Below are 19,255 nucleotides of genomic sequence, written 5' to 3' on the forward strand. Positions count from 1 at the left end.
CCCGGCGTGACGGGTGTGGAAACGGTGCAGATAAAAAGCCGCGTGTCTGGTGGACCTCCTAATAGGGAAGCCCGACATAATTCTCCGCAAGCGCGGTCGACGCCGCGCGCGATTGCACGAGGTAATCCAGCTCCGCCTCCTGTATGCGCTGGCCGAAATCTCCGGTATCGGGGAAACGATGCATCATCGTCGTCATCCACCACGAGAAACGCACGGCCTTCCAGACGCGGGACAGCGCCTTCTGCGAATAGCCGTCGATGCCGGCCTCTGACCGGTCGCGGTAAAATTCGATCAGCGCCTCGCTCAGATAATGCACGTCGCTGGCGGCGAGGTTGAGGCCCTTGGCGCCGGTGGGCGGCACGATGTGGGCGGCGTCTCCGGCAAGGAACAGTCGGCCGAACCGCATCGGTTCGCAGACGAAGGAGCGGAGCGGCGCGATGGACTTTTCAAAGGACGGGCCCGTCACCATCGCGTCCGCATGGTTTTCCGGCAGGCGGCGGCGGATTTCGTCCCAGAAACGCTCGTCGCTCCAGTCCTCCGGCCGGTCGTCCAGCGAGCATTGGATGTAATAACGGCTGCGCGTGTGCGACCGCATGGAACAGAGCGCAAAACCACGCGGATGGTTGGCGTAGATGAGTTCGTGGTTGACGGGGGGCACGTCAGCGAGAATGCCGAGCCAGCCGAAAGGATAGACCTTCTCGAATTCCTTGATCGCGCCCTGAGGCACCGATTTGCGGCTGACCCCGTGAAAACCGTCGCAGCCGGCGATGAAATCGCAATCGATACGGTGGGTTACGCCGTCTTTCTGATAGGTGACATAGGGGCTGGCGCCATCGAAATCATGCGGCTCGACATCAGATGCATCGTAAATGGTCACGAGGCCGGCTGCGTCGCGCACATCCATCAGGTCATGGGTCACCTCGGTCTGGCCATAGACCATCACATGGCTGCCGCCGGTCAGGTCGAAGAGATCGATACGGTGGTCGCGGCCGTCGAAGGTGAGAGAAAAACCGTCATGCGGCAGGCCTTCGCGGCGCAGGCGCTTATCCGCGCTGACCTTTTCCATGAGCTGCACCGTGCCTTCTTCCAGCACGCCGGCGCGGACACGGCCGAGGATGTACTCCTTGCTGACCCGGTCGAGAATGACGGTCTCGACGCCTTCTCTGGCCAGAAGCTGGCCAAGCAGAAGCCCTGATGGGCCGGAGCCGATGATGACGACCTGGGTGCGCATTGTTTCCTCCCGAACTTGTCTCCTATCAACAAATTGCCGAGGGGATGCGGAAAGCTCAATGGACTTTCTGATCCGCAAATTGCACAATCCGACCATTGTGAGGAGGAGCGAAGGAACATGCGGCTTGCTGCAAGTGAGGGTTTGTATGGCGAAGAAGCGGTGCAAGGCACTGATTTCCGCTTTCATTGCGAGACGCTTTTTTCCAGAAGCAGCCTTCACCGGTTTGAAATCGGCCTGCACCGTCACGCTGCCTTTCAACAAATCTTGTACATTTGGGGTGGTGAGGGCGATGCGCTGCTGGATGGTCGCATCGAGGCGATCCACCCGCCGGTCGCCATTGTCGTCCCGCCGGGTTTCGAACACGGCTTCCGGTTTTCTCGTGATATTGGCGGGGTGATCGTCACCGTGCTGCCGGGCGCGTTGCCGGCATCGGTGCAGGCGCTGTTGCTGCGGAATTTTCAGCGGCCGGTCCTGTTTCCCCTGCGGGATTTTACCGATGGTGAACGCCTGCGCAGCGGGTTCGAACAGATTTCCGCCGAATATGAAACCCGTGAAACAGGCCGGGATGCCATCATCGAAGGTCAGCTGGCCATCGTGACGGCGCTTCTGGCGCGGGCGGTGCGGCCTCTGCTTGAGGGAACCGGCGAAGGTCTTGCGGAACAGCGTTTCGAATTGCTGCTGTCACTGATTGCGCGCCATATTCGCGAGCCGCAAAAAGCGGAGTTTTATGCGAAAAAGCTCGGTCTTTCCGAGACGCATCTCAATCGCCTCGTCCGTTCCGTTTCCGGCCTCAGCCTGCAGCGGCTGATCGCCAGACGCCAGATCGAGATTGCCCAGCAGGAACTGATCTTCACGGTCTCGAGCGTGCAGATGATTGCCGAGGGACTGGGCTTTGCCGATCCGGCCTATTTCAACCGGTTCTTCAAGCGCGAGACCGGCATGACGCCGCGCGCCTGGCGGCTGGCGGAGCAGCGGAAAATGGGGGATTCCGGCGTTCGGCAGGTGCCGTCTCAGACCAGCATTCTTGCCAGTTCGCGCTGAACGGCAAGAAGGGCGGGCAGGTATCGCTCCACCAGATCCTCCATTGAGGCGACCGAGGCGGCAAGCCCGACATTGAGCGCGGCAACCGTCTGGCCACGCACGCTTTTCAGCGGCACGGCGATGGAGCGAAGGCCGATCTCGACCTCCTGATCGATCAGCGCATAACCGCGATGGCCGGTGGCCTCGATTTCGGCGAGCAGGGCGTCCATGCCGGTAATGGTCTTTTCCGTGCGCGCCACCAGCCGGGAGGCTTCGAGAATGTCGCGCTGCCGCTCGGCTGTCTGCGCCGAAAGCAGAACGCGGCCCATGGAGGTGCAATAGGCGGGCAGGCGCGAACCCGGCATCAGCGCAATCGACATCACCCGCTGCTGCGCGGCGCGGGCCACATAAACGATTTCGGTCTCGTCCAGAATGGAGACGGAAGTGCTCTGGCCGATCTCTTCCGACAGTCGGTCGAGCAGCGGCTGCACGATGCGCGGCAGCGGCATGGTGGCAAGACAGCCGGTGCCGAGCCGCAGCACCTTCGGCGTCACGGTAAAGAACTTGCCGTCGTAAGCCGCATAACCGAGTTCAGAAAGCGTGAGCAGGCAGCGCCGCGTCGTGGCGCGGTCCAGTCCGGCAATCTCTGCGGCATCGGAAATCGACAGGCGCGGCCGCTCGGCGCTGAAGGCCTCGATAACCCGCAATCCCTTGGCGAGACCGCCCATCATGTCTCTTTCGTTGACGGCCATGTCTCGGCTCCATTTGTGCGATATACGAACAAAAATCATATAACGCACAAAATCCTTGCCGTCGAGGTGGTTTCGGATTTACCTCACGGTCAGGCAGCCTTGCGGGTTCCATCCGTCCGGCTGGATGGAGGTTTTAATGGACAAGACAATCAAGAGCGCTGAAGAGGCGCTTTCCGGCATCGGTGATGGTGCGACGATCATGATCGGCGGTTTCGGCGGCTCCGGCGCGCCCATCGAGCTGATCCATTCGCTGATCGACAAGGGCCCGAAGAACCTGACGGTCATCAACAACAATGCCGGCAACGGTCGTATCGGCATCGCCGCGATGATCGACGCGGGCATGGTCAGGAAGATGATCTGCTCCTTCCCGCGCTCGTCCGATCCGCGCGCCTTCACCGACCGCTATCTGGCAGGCGAAATCGAGCTGGAACTGGTGCCGCAGGGCACGCTTGCCGAGCGCATCCGCGCCGGCGGTGCCGGCATTCCGGCCTTCTACACCCCCACCGGCTTCGGCACGGAATTGGCTGAAGGCAAGGTCATCGCGGAATTCGACGGGCGATCCTACGTACAGGAGCGCTGGCTGAAGGCGGATTTCGCGATTGTGAAGGCCGAGCTTGGCGATACCTATGGCAACCTCACCTACAACAAGGCTGGCCGCAATTTTAACCCGCTGATGTGCATGGCCGCGAAGACCACCATCGCGCAGGTCTCGAAGATCGTCGCCGCCGGCGAGATCGATCCGGAGCAGGTCGTCACGCCCGGTATTTTCGTGAACGGCGTCGTGGAAATCCCCGATCCGCAACAGGAAGAAGTCCTCATTCGCGCGGGAGTAGCCTACGCATGACCACGACCATCGACACCCGCGAAGACATCAAGCTTTCCAACGCCCAGATCGCCTGGCGTGCGGCGCAGGACATCGAGGACGGTGCTTACGTCAATCTCGGCATAGGCTTTCCGGAAATGGTGGCGCGTTACCAGCCGCCCGGCCGTCAGGCGATTTTCCACACTGAAAACGGCATCCTGAATTTCGGCGAAGCGCCGCCGGAAGGCGAAGAGGACTGGAACCTCATCAATGCCGGCAAGAAGGCCGTGACGCTGAAGCCCGGCGCCGCCTTCTTCCACCATGCCGACAGCTTCGCCATGGTGCGCGGCGGGCATCTGGATGTGGCGATCCTCGGCGCCTACCAGGTGGCGCAGAATGGCGATCTCGCCAATTGGCGTGTCGGCTCCAAGGGTGTGCCGGCCGTCGGCGGGGCGATGGATCTGGTGCATGGCGCCAAGCAGGTCTTCGTCATTACGGAACATGTGACCAAGAACGGCGAGCCGAAGCTCGTTGAAAAATGCGCCTTCCCGCTGACCGGCGTCGGCTGCATCACCCGCATTTATACCAGCCATGCCGTCATCGACGTGGTGGATGGCCGTTTCGTGCTGCGTGAAAAACTGCCGTCTATGACGTTTGAGGAATTGCAGGCCATGACCGGCGCGCCTTTGGCGGTCGATGGCGAGGTCGTTGATCTCGTCGCCCCGGAACTGTGAGGAAAAACCGATGACCGATGCATTCATCTGCGACTATATCCGCACGCCGATCGGCCGCTTCGGCGGCGCGCTTTCCCCGGTGCGGGCCGACGATCTCGGTGCAATTCCCCTGAAGGCGCTTGTTGAGCGCAACCCGTCCGTTGACTGGGAAGCCGTCGAAGACGTGATCTTCGGCTGCGCCAACCAGGCGGGTGAGGATAACCGCAACGTTGCACGCATGTCGTTGCTCTTGGCTGGCCTGCCGGTTTCGGTGACCGGAACCACCATCAATCGCCTTTGCGGTTCGGGCATGGACGCCCTCATCGCGGCCGCGCGCGCCGTGAAATCCGGCGAGGCGGAACTGATGATCGCCGGCGGCGTCGAAAGCATGAGCCGCGCGCCCTTCGTTCTGCCCAAGGCGGACAGCGCCTTTTCCCGCAATGCCGAAATCTATGACACCACCATCGGCTGGCGCTTCGTCAATCCGCTGATGAAGGCGCAATATGGCGTCGATTCCATGCCGGAAACCGGGGATAACGTCGCCATTGATTATCAGGTCTCCCGCGAGGATCAGGACGCCTTCGCCGTTCGCAGCCAGCAGAAGGCGGCCGACGCACAGGCCAATGGCCGCCTTGACAGGGAAATCGTGCCCGTGACGATCCCGCAGCGCAAGGGCGATCCGTTGGTGGTATCGAAGGATGAGCATCCGCGCGCCACAAGCCTCGAATCGCTGGCGAAGCTGAAGCCGGTCAACAGGCGCGAAGGCGCGACGGTGACGGCGGGCAATGCATCAGGCGTCAATGACGGTGCGGCCGCACTCATCGTCGCATCGGCGGAAGCCGCGAAGAAATACGGGCTGACGCCGATTGCCCGCATTCTCGGCGGTGCCGCCGCAGGCGTGCCGCCGCGCGTGATGGGCATCGGCCCGGCCCCGGCCTCGGCCAAGCTTTTGGCGCGGCTGGGGCTGAAGCAGGAACAGCTTGACGTGATCGAGCTGAACGAGGCTTTCGCCAGCCAGGGCCTTGCGACGCTCAGGCAACTCGGCATTGCGGATGACGATGCACGGGTGAATGCGAATGGCGGCGCCATCGCGCTTGGCCATCCGCTCGGCATGTCCGGTGCGCGCATTGCCGGCACCGCGGCGCTTGAACTTTCGCTGACCGGCAAGCGCCTTGCGCTCGCCACCATGTGCATCGGCGTCGGGCAGGGTATTGCCGTGGCGCTGGAGCGGGTCTGACGGGATAGCGGCATTCGGCATCGTGATACGGTACGAATACCGCCGTAAAACGGTACGAATGCTCGCTGCCGCAGCTTCCTTACGTGTGACAGTGGCCATTCAGGTTACTCGGCAGGTGATTTTTTCGCTCTGACACATCCCAGCCCCCTCATTCCTGTGCTTGTCACAGGAATCCAGCCGACGCGCGTCTGCGCGGCGGAAGGACTCCTTTCAGCCCAAGGACTTGGGCTGGCTGGATCTCTGTGACAAGCACAGAGATGAGGGGAGGAGGCGTGCTGGGCCAAGCAAGCCGGCCCTGCGATGCAGGCCCCGGTCGATTATTCCCTGATAAAGTGCTCCACGCCCTTATCCCTTCGCACATGTTGGATTCCATCACCATCCGTGACATGTTTTGCAAGACATGACAGGAATCTTTCCGTCTATGGGGTGCTCGCATGAAACGTCCGACCATCACAGATGTGGCAAAGGCCGCAGGCGTCAGCGTCGCCACCGTTGACCGCGTGCTGAACGGTCGGCTGCCGGTGCGTGAGGAAACCTCCCGGCGGGTGTTCGACGCGGCGGAGAAGATCGGTTTTCACGCAACCAACATCATTCGCCAGCGCATGCTGGCCGATCTGCCTTCCTATAGTCTCGGCATCATCCTGCGCAAGGAACGGCACGCCTTCTACCAGACCTTTGCCGACGAGCTGGAGCTTGCGGCGCGCAACGTCCGGGATCGCCATCTCAATCTGCGCATCGAATTTGCCCAGTCGGGCGAGCCGAGCGAGCTTGCAGCCCTTTTGACGGGGATGAAGGGCCGCGTGCAGGCCGTGGCGGCCACCGGGCCGGACCATCACGATGTCACTGCCGCCGTCGAGGCCCTGAAGGCGAAGGGCATTCCTACATTTTCGCTGCTTTCGGATTTCGCCCAGGGAGTGCGGGAAGCCTATCTCGGCGCCAACAACATGAAAGTGGGACGCACGGCGGCCTGGATGATCTCGCGGCTGGCGCGCAGCAGGGGCAAGGTGCTTCTGCTACTTGGCGGCCACCGTTTTCACGGCCATTCGCTGCGCGAAACCGGCTTTCGCAGCTATATGCGCGAATATGCGCCGGAATTCGAGGTGATGGACGCGCTGATCACGCTGGAAACCCGGCGGCTGACCTATGAGCTTGTCATGGACACCATCGCCAAACACAAGGACCTGGTCGGCATCTATTGCGTTGGCGGCGGCATGGAAGGCGTGATCGAGGCGCTGCAGCAGGAAAACCGGCAGGAGAGCATTGTCTGTCTCGTCAACGAACTGACGCTCGAGTCACGTCAGGCGCTGCTGGAAAAGCGTATCAGCGGCATATTCCAGACGCCGCTTCGCGAATTATGCACTGACCTTGTCGCGACCATGGTGCACACCATAGAACATGGCATGGCGGAAACGCCGGGGCAGCGGTTTGTGCCCGCCCATCTATGGGTTCCTGAAAGCCTTTGATGGTTTGATGGATTCTATCATAAATTCCGCGTCTCTTTCTATCAGCCTTGATGGTTTCGGCTGGTGCTGACCCGTTGACGCCGGGCGCGTACTGGGAAATCTTGCCCGCATGTGGAACGGGCAGGAGGCTGGTCCACGACACCAACGATGTTTCAGGATTGCCGCACGCCGCAGATGACCGTCTCCGGTGACCGGTATTCCTTTGCCGGTGCGCGGTTGCAGCACGATGTGACGAAGGTTGCGTGGCCGGCTTCTTTTCAAGGGTTTTGGAGGAGAACGACATGAAAAGACATTTAGCGATTGCAACGCTTGCCACCATGCTGGCGACCACCGCGTCGGCTGAGACCATCGGCGTTTCGATGGCCCTGTTCGATGACAATTTCCTGACCGTGCTGCGTAATGGCATGGTCGATTATTCCAAGGGCATGAGCGGTGTTTCGCTGCAGATCGAGGATGCGCAGAACGATGTCGGCAAACAGCTGAGCCAGGTGCAGAACTTCGTCGCCGCCGGCGTCGACGCCATCATCGTCAACCCGGTGGATACGGATGCGACCGTGGCCCTTTCGCAGGCCGCCGCGGCCGCCGGCATTCCGCTCGTCTATGTCAACCGCCAGCCGGTCAATCTCGACAGCCTGCCGGAAAAACAGGCCTTCGTTGCCTCCGATGAAAAACAGTCGGGCACCCTGCAGACGCAGGAAGTCTGCCGTTTGCTGAAGGCGGCCGGCAAGACGGAAGCGAAGGCGGTGGTGATGATGGGCGAGCTTTCCAACCAGGCGGCCCGCATGCGCACGCAGGATATCAAGGATGTGGTGGCCACCCCCGATTGCAGCTTCATCAAGCTTGTCGAGGAACAATCCGCCAACTGGTCGCGTACTCAAGGGTCGGATCTGATGACCAACTGGCTCTCTGCCGGGGTGCAGTTCGATGCCGTCATTTCCAACAATGACGAAATGGCCATCGGCGCTATTCAATCTCTGAAGGCGGCCGGCCGGTCGATGGACAGCGTCATCATCGCCGGCATCGACGCCACGCAGGACGCGCTTGCCGCCATGGCGGCGGGTGATCTGGATGTGAGCGTTTTCCAGAATGCCGCCGGGCAGGGCAAGGGTGCCCTGGATGCGGCGCTGAAACTCGCCAAGGGCGATGCGGTCGACAAGAAGGTCTTCGTTCCCTTCGAGCTGGTGACGCCGGCGAACCTCAAGAACTATCAGGCCGAGAATTGAGCCATGGCCTCGCCCAGGCGGCTTCTCCGCTCCCGGGGAGCGCCGCCGGGCGGGCCGAACGCGCCGGAGCCGGCGGAATGGCCGGCTCCGGCGACACAGGATGATGCAACCAGCGGCGATTTCCGCGGGAGGAAACCTTGAAAAAATTACTGATGGCGACGGCGCTCTGCATTTTCGCAACGCCGGCTCTTGCCGAGACCCGCGTTGCGGTCTCCATGACGTCTTTCGATAACCCGTTTCTGACGATCCTGCTGAACGGCATCAGGGCCGAGGCCGGGCGTGATAAAAATATCGAACTTCTGGTCGAGGATGCCCAGCTTGATCCCTCGAAGCAGCTCAATCAGGTGCAGAATTTTATCGCCAATGGCGTCGATGCGATCATCGTCAATGCCGTTGACGGTGACGCCACGGCCGCGATCACCAAAGCCGCGTCCGCCGCAAAAATCCCTCTCGTTTATGTCAATCATCCGCCAGCCGAACTGGAGACAGGCCTGCCCGATGGCACGGCCTTTGTCGGCTCCAACGAGCTCGATTCCGGCACCATGGAGGCGGAAGCGGCCTGCAAGCTGATGGGCGGCAAGGGCAAGGCCGTCATCCTGATGGGGCCTTTGGAAAACCATGCCGCGCTGGTGCGCACCAAGGATGTGGAAACGGTGTTTTCCCGGCCGGACTGCAAGATCGACATCCTCGAAAAGCAGACGGCGAACTGGAGCCGCACGCAGGCGCAGGATCTCGTCTCTTCCTGGCTGACGGCGGGTGTGCAGTTTGATGCCGTCATCGCCAACAATGATGAAATGGCGATCGGCGCCGTGCAGGCGCTGAAGGCGGCGGGCGTTTCCATGAAGGATGTCGTCATCGCCGGCATCGACGCCACGCCTGACGGCCTCGCCGCCATGCAGGCGGGCGATCTCGACATCACCGTTTACCAGAACGCGACGAAGCAGGGCGAAGTATCCGTTCAGACGGCGCTGAAAGCCGCTGCCGGTGAAAAAGTCGAAAAGACGCTCTGGGTGCCCTTCGAACTGGTGATGCCGGAAAACCTTGGGGACTATCAGGCCCGGAACTGAACCGGAGTTTTGGCCGGAATGCTGACCGAATGCCGTCAGCAGAGCACAAACATGGCCGCCCGCGAAAAGTCGGCCAAAGGCCGCGGTCCCCTCTTCCGGACCGCGGCCTTGCATAACCGGCCCGCAAGGGCCCTTCGACAGACAATAATGACAAGGAAGCGTATATGCGCATCGCCATCGACCCTTTCATGCACCGCCATCTCAGCCTCGAAGCCCTCCCGGCCAAAGTAAAGGAACTCGGCTTCGACTGGATCGAGCTCAGCCCGCGCGCCGATTTCCTCGAATGGTTCAAGGCGCCGCGCGTCTTTCCTGAACGCATAAGGTCCTTCAAGAAGGCTTTGAAGGAGGCCGATGTCGGTATCGCCTCGCTGCTGCCAATGTATCGCTGGGCCTCCAATGACGAGACCGAACGGCAGGCGGCGGTCAAACACTGGAAACGCGCCATCGAGATCGCCATCGAACTGGAGGTCGACACGATGAACTCCGAATTCGGCCGCGGTCCGCATCCCGACAAGGGCTCCTGTTATTGCTGCCATACCGGCTCGATGATCGAGGCCTGCGAGGATGCCTGGTGGCGCTCGATGGAAGAGCTGGTGCCGATCTTCGAACGCGAAGGCATCAGCCTGCATGTCGAACCGCATCCGGAAGACTGGTGCGAGACGCTGCAGCCGGCGCTCGACATCATCCGCACCGTCAATTCGAAGAACGTCAAATTCCTCTATTGCGCGCCGCACACCTTCTATTTCGGCGACGACACCAGGGCGATGCTGCGGGAAGCCAGGGATGTGCTGGCGCATGTGCATGTGGGCGACACCTTTAACCACAAGGCGAGCTCCGGGCTGCGTTATATCCTCAACCCGCCGGGCACGCAGGCGCGGGTGCATCAGCACTTGAATATCGGCCAGGGCGAAGTGCCATGGGACGACTTCTTCGGCACGCTTTCCGAAATCGGTTTCGACGGCATCATGACCTCCTGTGTCTTCGCCTGGGAGGACAGGGCCGATGAATCGAGCAAGTTCATGTGTGCCGAGATCAACAATTACATCGAAAAATACCGGAAGTGAGGTTTTGAAAATGACTGTGAGAATTGGTGTCATCGGCACCGGCGCCATCGGCCGCGACCATGCCCGCCGCATCAACAAGGTCCTCGGCGGCGCAAAGGTCGTCGCGCTGAGCGATGTCAATCATGGATCGGCAGAAGCGGTGCGCAATGACATCGCCCCGGATGCGGAAATCTTCGCCACCGGCGAGGAGCTGATCGCCTCACCCGATGTGGATGCCGTGCTCGTCACCTCCTGGGGCGCGACGCATGAGCAATATGTGCTGGCGGCAATCGCCGCCGGCAAGCCGTGCTTTTGCGAAAAGCCGCTGGCGACAACGGCGGAAGGTGCAAGACGCATCGTCGATGCTGAGGTGGCCCATGGCAGACGGCTGGTTCAGGTGGGCTTCATGCGCCGTTATGACGCCGGTTATGTCGCGCTGAAACAGGCCGTCGACAGCAGGATCGGCGCGCCGATCATGGTGCATGCCGCCCACCGAAACCCGGCGGTTCCGGAGCAATATGTGACCCCGATGGCGATCCACGACACGATGATCCATGAGATCGACGTGTTGCGCTGGCTGCTTGATGATGACTATGTTTCGGCGCGGGTCCTCTTTCCCCGCTCGGCGGCCAGAAGCCATGCGCGGCTGAAAGACCCGCAGATCGTCATTCTGGAGACGGCGAAGGGCACGATCATCGACGTCGAAATCTTCGTCAATTGCCATTACGGCTACGATATCCAGTGCCAGGTGGTGGGTGAGGACGGTATTGCCAGCCTGCCGGAGCCGATGTCGGTGCAGACACGGCTTGGCGCCAAGCTGCAGAACGACATCCTGACCGACTGGAAGGATCGCTTCATCGCCAGTTACGATGTCGAATTGCAGGACTTCATCCATGCGGCGGTAAAGGGCACGGCATCGGGGCCCAGCTCCTGGGATGGCTATGTGGCCGCCATCACCGCCGACGCCTGTGTCGCTGCGCAGGAGACCGACGGAGCAGCCGTCGCAATTAAGCTTCCCACGCGTCCCGCCCTTTATCAGTGAGGTCTTTCATGCGTTTTGCCATCAATCACATCACCGCGCCGAAGCTCTCCCTTGAGGAATTCTTCGCGACAGCCCGCGAACTCGGCCTCACCGAAGTTGAAATCCGCAACGATGTGCCTGACATCGTCGGCACGGTGGAGCCGGCTGCCGTGAAGGCGGCGGCCGAAAAGGCAGGCGTGACGATCATCTCGATCAACGCGCTTTATCCCTTCAACGTCTGGTCGGGCGACCTACCTGCACGGGCTGTTGCCATGGCGGACTATGCAGCGGCAAGCGGTGCGAAGGCGCTGGTCATGTGCCCGCTCAACGACGGCACGGCGGTGTCTTTTGACGATCTCGTCACGGCGCTGAAGGCCATGAAGCCGATCCTTGAGGAACGCGGACTGACCGGCCTTGTCGAGCCGCTCGGTTTCCCTGTCTCGTCGCTGCGCACCAAGGCCGAGGCCATCAGGGCCATCGATGCTGCGGGCGGCGGTGATGTCTACAGGCTGGTGCACGATACCTTCCACCACCATCTTGCGGGCGAAACAGAGTTCTTCCCCGAACGTACCGGCCTCGTGCATATTTCCGGCGTGACCGACCCCGCCGTCTCCGTCGCCGATATGCTGGACGCCCACCGTGTGCTGGTGGATGGCGGCGACCGGCTGGAAAATATTGCCCAGATCAGAACGCTTGAGGCGGCCGGTTACAGGGGGCCTTACAGTTTCGAGCCCTTTGCGGCGGAAGTGCACGAGCTGAAGAATCCGGCCGCTGCCTTGAAGGATAGCATCGACCATATCTCCCGGGCGCTTTGACCGCCTTGCCGCCCGCGGTTTGCTGCGGGCGGCGTTTCCGGGGGATAAACGATCGGTAAAAACCCAGAGAAATCAATTCCGCATTTACGGATGATGCTGTAGTCTTCCGCTGACGAGAGAGCAGTAAACAGGCACGGGTATTCTTCAGATCGACTGCGCGAGGCAGGCTTTCTGCCCGCACCGTCTGAAGAAGAGTGGTTGAATTTTCCCTATATGAAAGCGGATAGGAAAACGACGCTTAAGGACGTGGCGCGGGAGGCGAATGTTTCGCTGAGCACGGCTTCGCACGCCATCAATGGCACGGCACCCTTGACCACGCAGGTTCGCGACCGGGTGCTGGAGGCGGCCCGCACGCTCGGCTACCTCGAAAACCGCAGGCAGAAGGCAACGATCGCCACCCTGCGCGTCGTGTTGCTCGCCATGACCAATGATGCAGCACCGCAGAGCGATCTCAACATGGTCAGCTGGACGATGCTGAACGGCTTCCGGCGCGAATGCGAGCGGCGCGGCATTCGTATCGTTCCCTATGTGAGCGCGACGAGCCGGCTCGATCCCGCCTTGGTGGCTGCAGCGGCGGACGCAGACAATGTCGATGGCATCGTGATCCTGAACGATGACAGGCCGCAGCTGGTCGAGGCGCTGTCGGCGCTTGCGCGGCCGGTGGTTCTGATCAATGGCGAGGATCCGGCCATGATCGTCGATACGGTGACGGCCGAGAATCGTTTTGGCGCGCGGCTTGGTATCGAGCATCTGCTGTCGCTCGGGCATCGCAATATTCTGCACATTACCTGGAAGGGCCGCACGACGATCCGCCGCCGATATGACGGTTATAGCGACGCCTTTCTTGCGGCGGGCCTGACAGTTCCCGCCGATATGGTCATCGAGGTGGAAAGTTACGAGCCCGAATGGGGGGAGGCCGCCATCCGCCGTCTGCTGGCCGAAGACAAGCCGCTCAGAAACGCCACCGCCATTTTCTGCGCCGCCGACAATCTGGCGCTCGGTTGTCTGAAGGCCCTGACGGAGGCAGGAATTCGGGTGCCGGACGATATCTCGGTGCTGGGGTTTGACGATATCATGCCGGCAGCCTTCAGTGCGCCACCGCTTAGCACCATCCAGTTGCCCGCTGACAGGCTGGGCGGTGCGGCGCTTGCGCTGCTGGAGCAGCGGCTTATGGCGGCCGATCCGACACGTCCGGCGCACCGGCTCGAGCTCGGTTGTCGGCTGGTGTTGAGGGGCAGCATCGCACCGCCCCCCAAGTGATGTCAGGGTTTATTTCATTCCCGTGCCGGCAATGCCCGTCGTGATGTAGCGCTGCAGGAACAGGAACACGACGGTAACCGGCGCCAGGCTGAGGAAGGTCATGGCGAGAATATAGTGCCATTGCACCGAGAACTCGCCCTGGAAGGCATTGAGGCCCACCTGCAGCGTGAAGTTTTCGCGGCTGCTGAGAACGATCAGCGGCCAGAGGAAGTCGTTCCAGCGCCAGAGCACCGAAAAGATGGCGAGAACCGCAAGCGCCGGGGCCGTCAGCGGCAGGATGATGCGCCAGAAGATGCGGAATTCACTGGCGGCATCGACACGTGCCGCCTCGATCAGCTCGTCGGGGATGGTCAGCATATATTGCCGGAGCAGGAACACGCCCGTCGGCGTTGCGACGGTGGGGATGATGACACCCCAGAGATTGTCAACGAGGCCGACACCGACGATGACAAGATAGGCCGGCACCATGACGACGGTGAGCGGGATCATCAGTGTCGAGATGATCAGCACGAAGATCGCCTTCTCGCCACGGAAACGGTATTTGGACAGTGCAAATGCCGCCATGGCGTTGACGATCAAGGTCAGGACCGTTGCGACAAAGGTGACGAAGACCGAGTTCTTGAGGAAGGTCAAGAAGCTGAACTGTGTCAGCGGATCGGTGAAGTTCTCCGTCGCAATGGTCAGTTTTTGAACCGGCGTTATTCCGCGCGTGTCGACGCTGACGGGCGGGCCGGGATTGGCCGGGTCGACCATCTGGGCTTTGAGGCCGACGCGCCGGATCATGGCCATTTCCCGTTCCACGCCATCGATGCTGGCTTTCCACAGGCTGAGCGGCTTGTCGTAACCCTGCACCTCCACCTGCACGGCGGCGCGCGGCAGAAGGCTCGGCGGAAACCGCGTGATCTCGGCTTCCGGTTTCAGCGAAGACATGGCGGCCCAGACGACCGGGATGAGGACGGCAAGCGTGCCGCCGATGAGCCAGACCCAGGAGAGGATATCGGTGAGGCCGATCCGGCCGGGGCGGCGGGTGCGCGTGAGGAAAGAGACGGCGTTGGACATGGTCAGGACTCCATCTTTTTGCCAAGGCGCAATTGCACGAGCGTCAGCGCAAGAAGCACAAGGCCCATGAGAACCGATGCGGCGGATGCAAGACCGAACAGCCTCAGATCGCTGCCGAAGGCCATCTGGTAGATATATTGCACCACGAATGTATTTGCCGTGCCCGGCCCGCCGCCATTGGTCAAAACCCAGGCTTCATCAAAGATCTGCACCGAGCGGATCATCAACAGGATGAGCACGACGAGCAGGTTGGGACCAAGCAGCGGAAGCGTGATGCGGAAGAGCGTGCGCCGGGGCGAAGCGGCGTCGATGGCGGCGGCCTCATAGAGGTCCTTCGGGATGGCCTGAAGGCCCGCCAGCAGGATGAGCGTATAAAAGCCCATATGGAACCAGACAGAGACCACCACGACGAAGAAACGCGACCAGCCGACATCGAGAAGGAAGATTTCCGGCGGCACGCCCAGCATCTGGAAAAAGGCGTTGAGCAGGCCGTTGCGGTCGAGGAACCATTTCCAGATGAGGCCGATGACGACCGGCGACAGCAGGACCGGGTAAAAAAACATGGCGCGGAAGAAACCGCGCGCGGCGATCGCCCGATTGAGGATGAGCGCGGTGATGAGCGCGACCAGCAGCGTGGCGATGACGTTGAAGCCGACGAACCACAAAGTGTTCCAGATCGCCGTCCAGAACAGGGATTCCCGGCAGCTTCCGGGGTCCATATAGCTCTGGCAATCCAGCAGCTTGCCGAAATTCTCGAAACCGACGAAGGGGCGGTCGGTGATCAAAAGTTCGGTGCCGCCGGTAAAGGCGTAACCGACGGCAATCGCAATCGGCAGGAAGGTGAAAATGCCGAAGAGAACGAGGTTCGGCATCAGGAAAATATAGGGCATGCGCCTCTTGCCGATCAGCCGCTCGATGAAGTTGAGCGGCACTTCGGCAATCGCCATCACGGCATCGAGCACACGGTCGGACAGTCTCGCGAGCTTCGGATTGGCCATGCTACCCTCTCCCTTCGCTCGCAAGGCGCGGCAGCGCCAGTTCGGTGGCGGGATCGAAGACATGCACCTTCTCACGCGCCGGCATGATCTTCAGCACCGAGCCGGAAGCGGGCGCGAAATGGCCCGCCTGATGCACGATGATCTGCTCCTTCTCACCCTTGATATTGCCGTAGAGATAGGTCTCGGTGCCGAGGCTTTCGTGGTACTGCACCTCGAAGGGCAGACCGGCATCCGCGATGGTGAAATGCGAGGGGCGTATGCCCGCCAGAACCGCCTGTCCCGGACTGACGGTTGCCGGATCGACAAGGCAGGGCAGGGACACGCCGTAGCCGGCGTCGATGGCGATGCCGCCGTCTTCGCCCTTGGTGATGACGCCCTTGAGCATGTTCATGCGCGGCGAACCGAGGAAACCGGCGACGAAGAGATTGCGCGGATTGTCGAAAAGCTCGAGCGGGCTGCCCACCTGCTCGATGCGCCCGGCGCGCAGCACCACGATCTTGTCGGCCATGGTCATGGCTTCCACCTGATCATGGGTGACATAGATCATCGTCGTCTTGATATCGCGATGCAGCCTCGTGATTTCGGCGCGGGTCTGGACGCGCAGCGCCGCATCGAGGTTCGACAGCGGTTCGTCGAACAGGAAGATATCAGGCTCGCGCACGATGGCGCGGCCGATGGCGACGCGCTGACGCTGGCCGCCGGAAAGCTGTTTCGGCTTGCGGTCGAGATAGGGCTCGATGGCCAGCATGCGCGCCGCCTCGTTGATGCGGCTTTCGATTTCCGCCCGCTTGAAGCGCAGGTTCTCCAGCCCGAATGCAAGGTTCTTGCGCACGCTCATATGCGGATAAAGCGCATAGGACTGGAAGACCATGGCGATCTTGCGCTCGGCGGGAGAAAGCGCGCTGACATCGCGATTTCCGATGGCGATTGTGCCCGACGTGACGTCCTCGAGACCGGCGATGATGCGCAGCAGCGTCGATTTTCCGCAGCCTGAAGGGCCGACGAAAACGACGAATTCGCCGTTTTCGATCTGAAGATCGATATCATGCAGCACATGAACGGCGCCGAACGCCTTGTTGAGGTTTTCAAGTTTCAGACTTCCCATCACCTGCTCCCTTTATCCGAGCCCGTCGTCGCGACGATCTCCTGCCTGTTCCAGCCCTCGGGCAAGGGCGTCGTTCTTTTGATGGCGACGTCATGCGCCGAAAATCCGTGAACGCCCTCAAGGTAGATCGCGGGCATGCCGCCCGGATAATCCTCCATGCCGACGATCCGGCCCTCAGCATCCTGCGTCCAGGCATTGGCGCGGCCAGCCGCATCGGCGTTTGGCGCAATATCGGCATTGGTGGGGCGCAGGTCATATTGCAGGCCGGTGCCGAGCTTGCCGGGCTGCTGCGCAAGCGTGATGCGCTCCAGCCGGACATTGTGAATGCCGGCCTTCGAGGTGGCGACGAGGTTGATCGCGCCTTCCATCGAGCCGCTCAAGTCTTCCACGACCAGATTGTCCACACTGCCGGCCTGCCGTTCGGGGCGACGGTCGACAACGGTGACGGTGACCGCTTCACCCGAACCCCAGAAGCCGCCCGGCGTTTCGTGGCACTCGGCTTTAATCCGTGAAAAGCGGATGTTGCGCATCGCGCCGCCATCGCGGGAGAAAAGGCCGACGCCGCGATTGGACTGGACGATGCTGCAATCCTCGAACACGACATTGGTGAAGTCACCGAAGGATTCCGTGCCGAGTTTCAGCGCGCAGCTCATGCTGGAAACGGTGCAACGGCGAACGGTGATATCGGCGCAGACCCCCACCGCCTTGCCATCCGGTCCGGCGCTGGTCTTCAGGCAGATGCCGTCATCGGCAGTCGAGATAAAGCAGTCCTCAATCAATGCGCGGCGGCAGGCATCCAGCACGATGCCATCGGTATTCGGCAGGCGGCGGTCGTTTTCGATGCGGAGATTGCGGAAATGGAGGTCTTCGCAATCGACCATATGCAGCGTCCACATGGGTGAAGCGCTGACGTGGAGGTTTTCAAGGCGCACGTTGTGGCAGGCTTCCAGCACCATCACGCGCGGGCGTTTTTGGGCTGGAACATAGGTGCCCATGGCCTTGTCGTCGCCGATGATGAAGTTCTCACCGCCAGCCTCGATGCGGCCGGGACCGGTGACGGCGATGTCGTGCGCGCCGCTCGCGATGAGCATGCCGCGGTTGGAATCCTCGGCGATGACCGAAACCGTCGTATCCGCATAGGCCTCGTAATCGGAAACGGGTGCAAGTACCGCGTCTTCGGCAAGGTGCAGTTCCACGCCGCTCTTAAGAACAAGGCCGCCGCTGACATGGCGCCCGGCTGCGAGCGATACACGCCCGCCGCCTGCGGCCGAGACGGTGTCGATTGCCTGCTGGATGGCGGTAGTGGCGTCGCGGCCATCGGCTGCGGCTGTGATTTCTTGGTTCATGCTCATGATGCCTGCGGCCTTTTCAGAAAAACGTCGATCAAAAGCAGCATCGTCAGCGCCTGCCCGTAGGGTGTGGGCAGATTGGGAATGCGGCGGTAGAAGTCGAGATCATGACCCATCGGCGTACCGTCGGAAACGCCGTGGACGACGCCCTCATCGTCGATATTGCCAAGCACCGCCTTCAGCGCGCGTTCCGCATGCGGCCGGTTCTCTTCGCCGAGGATGCCGGCCTCAATGCCGCGCAGAATGCCATAGGCGATGCCTGCCGTCGCCGATGTCTCGACCGGCGATGTGGGATCGTCGAGCAGCGTGTGGAACATGCCGTCCTCACGCTGGTATTGCCTGAGCGACCGCACCTGGCTCGCCAGTACATTGGCGAGGAAACGTTTGTCCTTTCCGGCAAGCGTCGGCACCAGTTCGAAGAGTTCGGGAATGGCGACGGTGATCCAGGAATTGCCGCGCGCCCAGAAGGCGTCAGCGAAATTATGGCGGCCGTTGAAGGTCCAGCCGTGATACCAGAGGCCGGTGACGGGGTCCGACAGATAACGCGTATGGATCATAAACTGATAGACCGCTTCGTCGATCCAGTCATGGCGTTTGCAGACGACGCCGGCGCGGGCGAGGAAGAGACATGCCATGAACAGCGTGTCGTCCCAGAGTTCGCCTTCATTCAGGCGTTCCTTGACGACATGCTGGAAGCCGCCATCTTCGGTTTTCGGCAATTCATGCACCAGCCAGTCGGCCCAGTCTTCCACCAGCGCCCGGAAATCCGGCCGGTCGACATGTTCGGTCAGGATGACGAGCGGCAGCATCGGCGCGGAGCTGTTGATCTGGCGGGGTGGCAGGCCACGTTCGATCTGCCAGCCATACCATGTGACGAGGTCGTCCAATGCCTTCTGGTCGTTGGCGGCCAGCGCCCGGCGCAGGAAACCGTAAAGGCCCACACCCACTTCCCAGTCCCATTCATCGAACTGGATCTTGCCATCGGAACTGCCGCTGACCAGACCTTCCTGAATGCCCTTGAGGCGGCTGAAGGCGGCGGCGACATTGTCGATCGTCGTCCTGAGAGTGTCTTTTTCCATGCTTGGCTGGTTCATCTG

At 61.4% G+C, this 19,255-nt stretch carries 18 protein-coding genes; 11 read left to right on the forward strand and 7 right to left on the reverse strand.

All coding sequences use genetic code 11. The features are described from left to right. Positions 1-58: 58 nt before the first annotated feature. Positions 59-1,231, reverse strand: a complete 1,173-nt coding sequence (pobA, locus tag MRBLRC7O_RS21850) for a 4-hydroxybenzoate 3-monooxygenase (RefSeq protein ID WP_080864503.1) — start codon at positions 1,229-1,231, stop codon at positions 59-61. Between the two features lie 117 nt (positions 1,232-1,348). Between pobA and MRBLRC7O_RS21855 the strand changes: the two genes are divergently transcribed. Further along, the gene (locus tag MRBLRC7O_RS21855) at positions 1,349-2,272 is read left to right on the forward strand and encodes a helix-turn-helix domain-containing protein (protein ID WP_367727623.1); all 924 of its coding nucleotides are present in this window, start codon (positions 1,349-1,351) and stop codon (positions 2,270-2,272) included. On the opposite strand, the gene MRBLRC7O_RS21860 is transcribed toward MRBLRC7O_RS21855, so the two are convergent. Beyond that, positions 2,242-3,003: an IclR family transcriptional regulator gene (locus MRBLRC7O_RS21860; protein WP_003505516.1), complete on the reverse strand. Its 762-nt coding sequence runs from the start codon at positions 3,001-3,003 to the stop codon at positions 2,242-2,244. The genes MRBLRC7O_RS21855 and MRBLRC7O_RS21860 overlap by 31 nt on opposite strands. Before the next feature lie 136 nt (positions 3,004-3,139). On the opposite strand from MRBLRC7O_RS21860, the gene MRBLRC7O_RS21865 reads away from it, so the two are divergent. The 10 genes from MRBLRC7O_RS21865 to MRBLRC7O_RS21910 all read left to right on the forward strand — a co-directional run bounded on the left by MRBLRC7O_RS21865 (position 3,140) and on the right by MRBLRC7O_RS21910 (position 13,647). After that, positions 3,140-3,847, forward strand: a complete 708-nt coding sequence (locus tag MRBLRC7O_RS21865; RefSeq protein WP_223569069.1) for a 3-oxoacid CoA-transferase subunit A — start codon at positions 3,140-3,142, stop codon at positions 3,845-3,847. Further along, positions 3,844-4,539, forward strand: coding sequence for a CoA transferase subunit B (locus tag MRBLRC7O_RS21870; RefSeq protein WP_003505518.1), 696 nt, complete (start codon positions 3,844-3,846; stop codon positions 4,537-4,539). The genes MRBLRC7O_RS21865 and MRBLRC7O_RS21870 overlap by 4 nt, the downstream gene beginning before the upstream one ends. 10 nt (positions 4,540-4,549) lie before the next feature. Then, entirely contained in the window at positions 4,550-5,755 is a 1,206-nt protein-coding gene (gene pcaF / locus MRBLRC7O_RS21875; RefSeq protein ID WP_020810194.1) for a 3-oxoadipyl-CoA thiolase, read from the forward strand. A gap of 434 nt (positions 5,756-6,189) precedes the next feature. After that, positions 6,190-7,218, forward strand: coding sequence for a LacI family DNA-binding transcriptional regulator (locus MRBLRC7O_RS21880; protein WP_111784723.1), 1,029 nt, complete (start codon positions 6,190-6,192; stop codon positions 7,216-7,218). A gap of 281 nt (positions 7,219-7,499) precedes the next feature. After that, the gene (locus MRBLRC7O_RS21885; protein ID WP_223569068.1) at positions 7,500-8,441 is read left to right on the forward strand and encodes a sugar ABC transporter substrate-binding protein; all 942 of its coding nucleotides are present in this window, start codon (positions 7,500-7,502) and stop codon (positions 8,439-8,441) included. A 137-nt stretch (positions 8,442-8,578) separates the two neighbouring features. Continuing rightward, a complete protein-coding gene (locus MRBLRC7O_RS21890) occupies positions 8,579-9,508 on the forward strand; it encodes a substrate-binding domain-containing protein (protein ID WP_112539325.1) in 930 nt (309 codons plus the stop codon). A gap of 164 nt (positions 9,509-9,672) precedes the next feature. Next, positions 9,673-10,572: a sugar phosphate isomerase/epimerase family protein gene (locus tag MRBLRC7O_RS21895; RefSeq protein ID WP_367727624.1), complete on the forward strand. Its 900-nt coding sequence runs from the start codon at positions 9,673-9,675 to the stop codon at positions 10,570-10,572. Positions 10,573-10,582: 10 nt separating this feature from the next. Beyond that, positions 10,583-11,593, forward strand: a complete 1,011-nt coding sequence (locus MRBLRC7O_RS21900) for a Gfo/Idh/MocA family protein (RefSeq protein ID WP_003505525.1) — start codon at positions 10,583-10,585, stop codon at positions 11,591-11,593. An 8-nt stretch (positions 11,594-11,601) separates the two neighbouring features. Beyond that, entirely contained in the window at positions 11,602-12,387 is a 786-nt protein-coding gene (locus tag MRBLRC7O_RS21905) for a TIM barrel protein (RefSeq protein WP_112493839.1), read from the forward strand. 213 nt (positions 12,388-12,600) lie between these two features. Continuing rightward, complete coding sequence (locus MRBLRC7O_RS21910) at positions 12,601-13,647, forward strand: LacI family DNA-binding transcriptional regulator (RefSeq protein WP_026372485.1); 1,047 nt, start codon at positions 12,601-12,603, stop codon at positions 13,645-13,647. A gap of 9 nt (positions 13,648-13,656) precedes the next feature. Here MRBLRC7O_RS21910 and MRBLRC7O_RS21915 read toward each other — a convergent pair whose 3' ends face one another. From MRBLRC7O_RS21915 to bglB, 5 genes are read right to left on the reverse strand one after another with little or no spacing between them, the layout of a single operon-like run. Continuing rightward, positions 13,657-14,706 (reverse strand): carbohydrate ABC transporter permease, encoded by a 1,050-nt coding sequence (locus MRBLRC7O_RS21915; RefSeq protein WP_003505529.1) that lies wholly within the window; start codon positions 14,704-14,706, stop codon positions 13,657-13,659. Between the two features lie 2 nt (positions 14,707-14,708). Continuing rightward, a complete protein-coding gene (locus MRBLRC7O_RS21920) occupies positions 14,709-15,704 on the reverse strand; it encodes a carbohydrate ABC transporter permease (RefSeq protein ID WP_087746824.1) in 996 nt (331 codons plus the stop codon). 1 nt (position 15,705) lies between these two features. Beyond that, positions 15,706-16,809 carry an ABC transporter ATP-binding protein gene (locus MRBLRC7O_RS21925; protein WP_087746826.1) on the reverse strand — a complete coding sequence of 368 codons (1,104 nt, stop codon included), beginning with the start codon at positions 16,807-16,809 and terminating at the stop codon, positions 15,706-15,708. Then, entirely contained in the window at positions 16,809-18,161 is a 1,353-nt protein-coding gene (pglB, locus tag MRBLRC7O_RS21930) for a polygalacturonase PglB (RefSeq protein WP_367727625.1), read from the reverse strand. The genes MRBLRC7O_RS21925 and pglB overlap by 1 nt, the downstream gene beginning before the upstream one ends. Continuing rightward, on the reverse strand, positions 18,158-19,252 hold the full coding sequence (gene bglB, locus MRBLRC7O_RS21935; protein ID WP_020008931.1) for a beta-galactosidase BglB: 1,095 nt from the start codon (positions 19,250-19,252) through the stop codon (positions 18,158-18,160). The genes pglB and bglB overlap by 4 nt, the downstream gene beginning before the upstream one ends. Positions 19,253-19,255 lie beyond the last annotated feature (3 nt).

This window comes from Agrobacterium radiobacter (assembly GCF_040801995.1).
Classification (GTDB): Bacteria; Pseudomonadota; Alphaproteobacteria; order Rhizobiales; family Rhizobiaceae; genus Agrobacterium; species Agrobacterium radiobacter.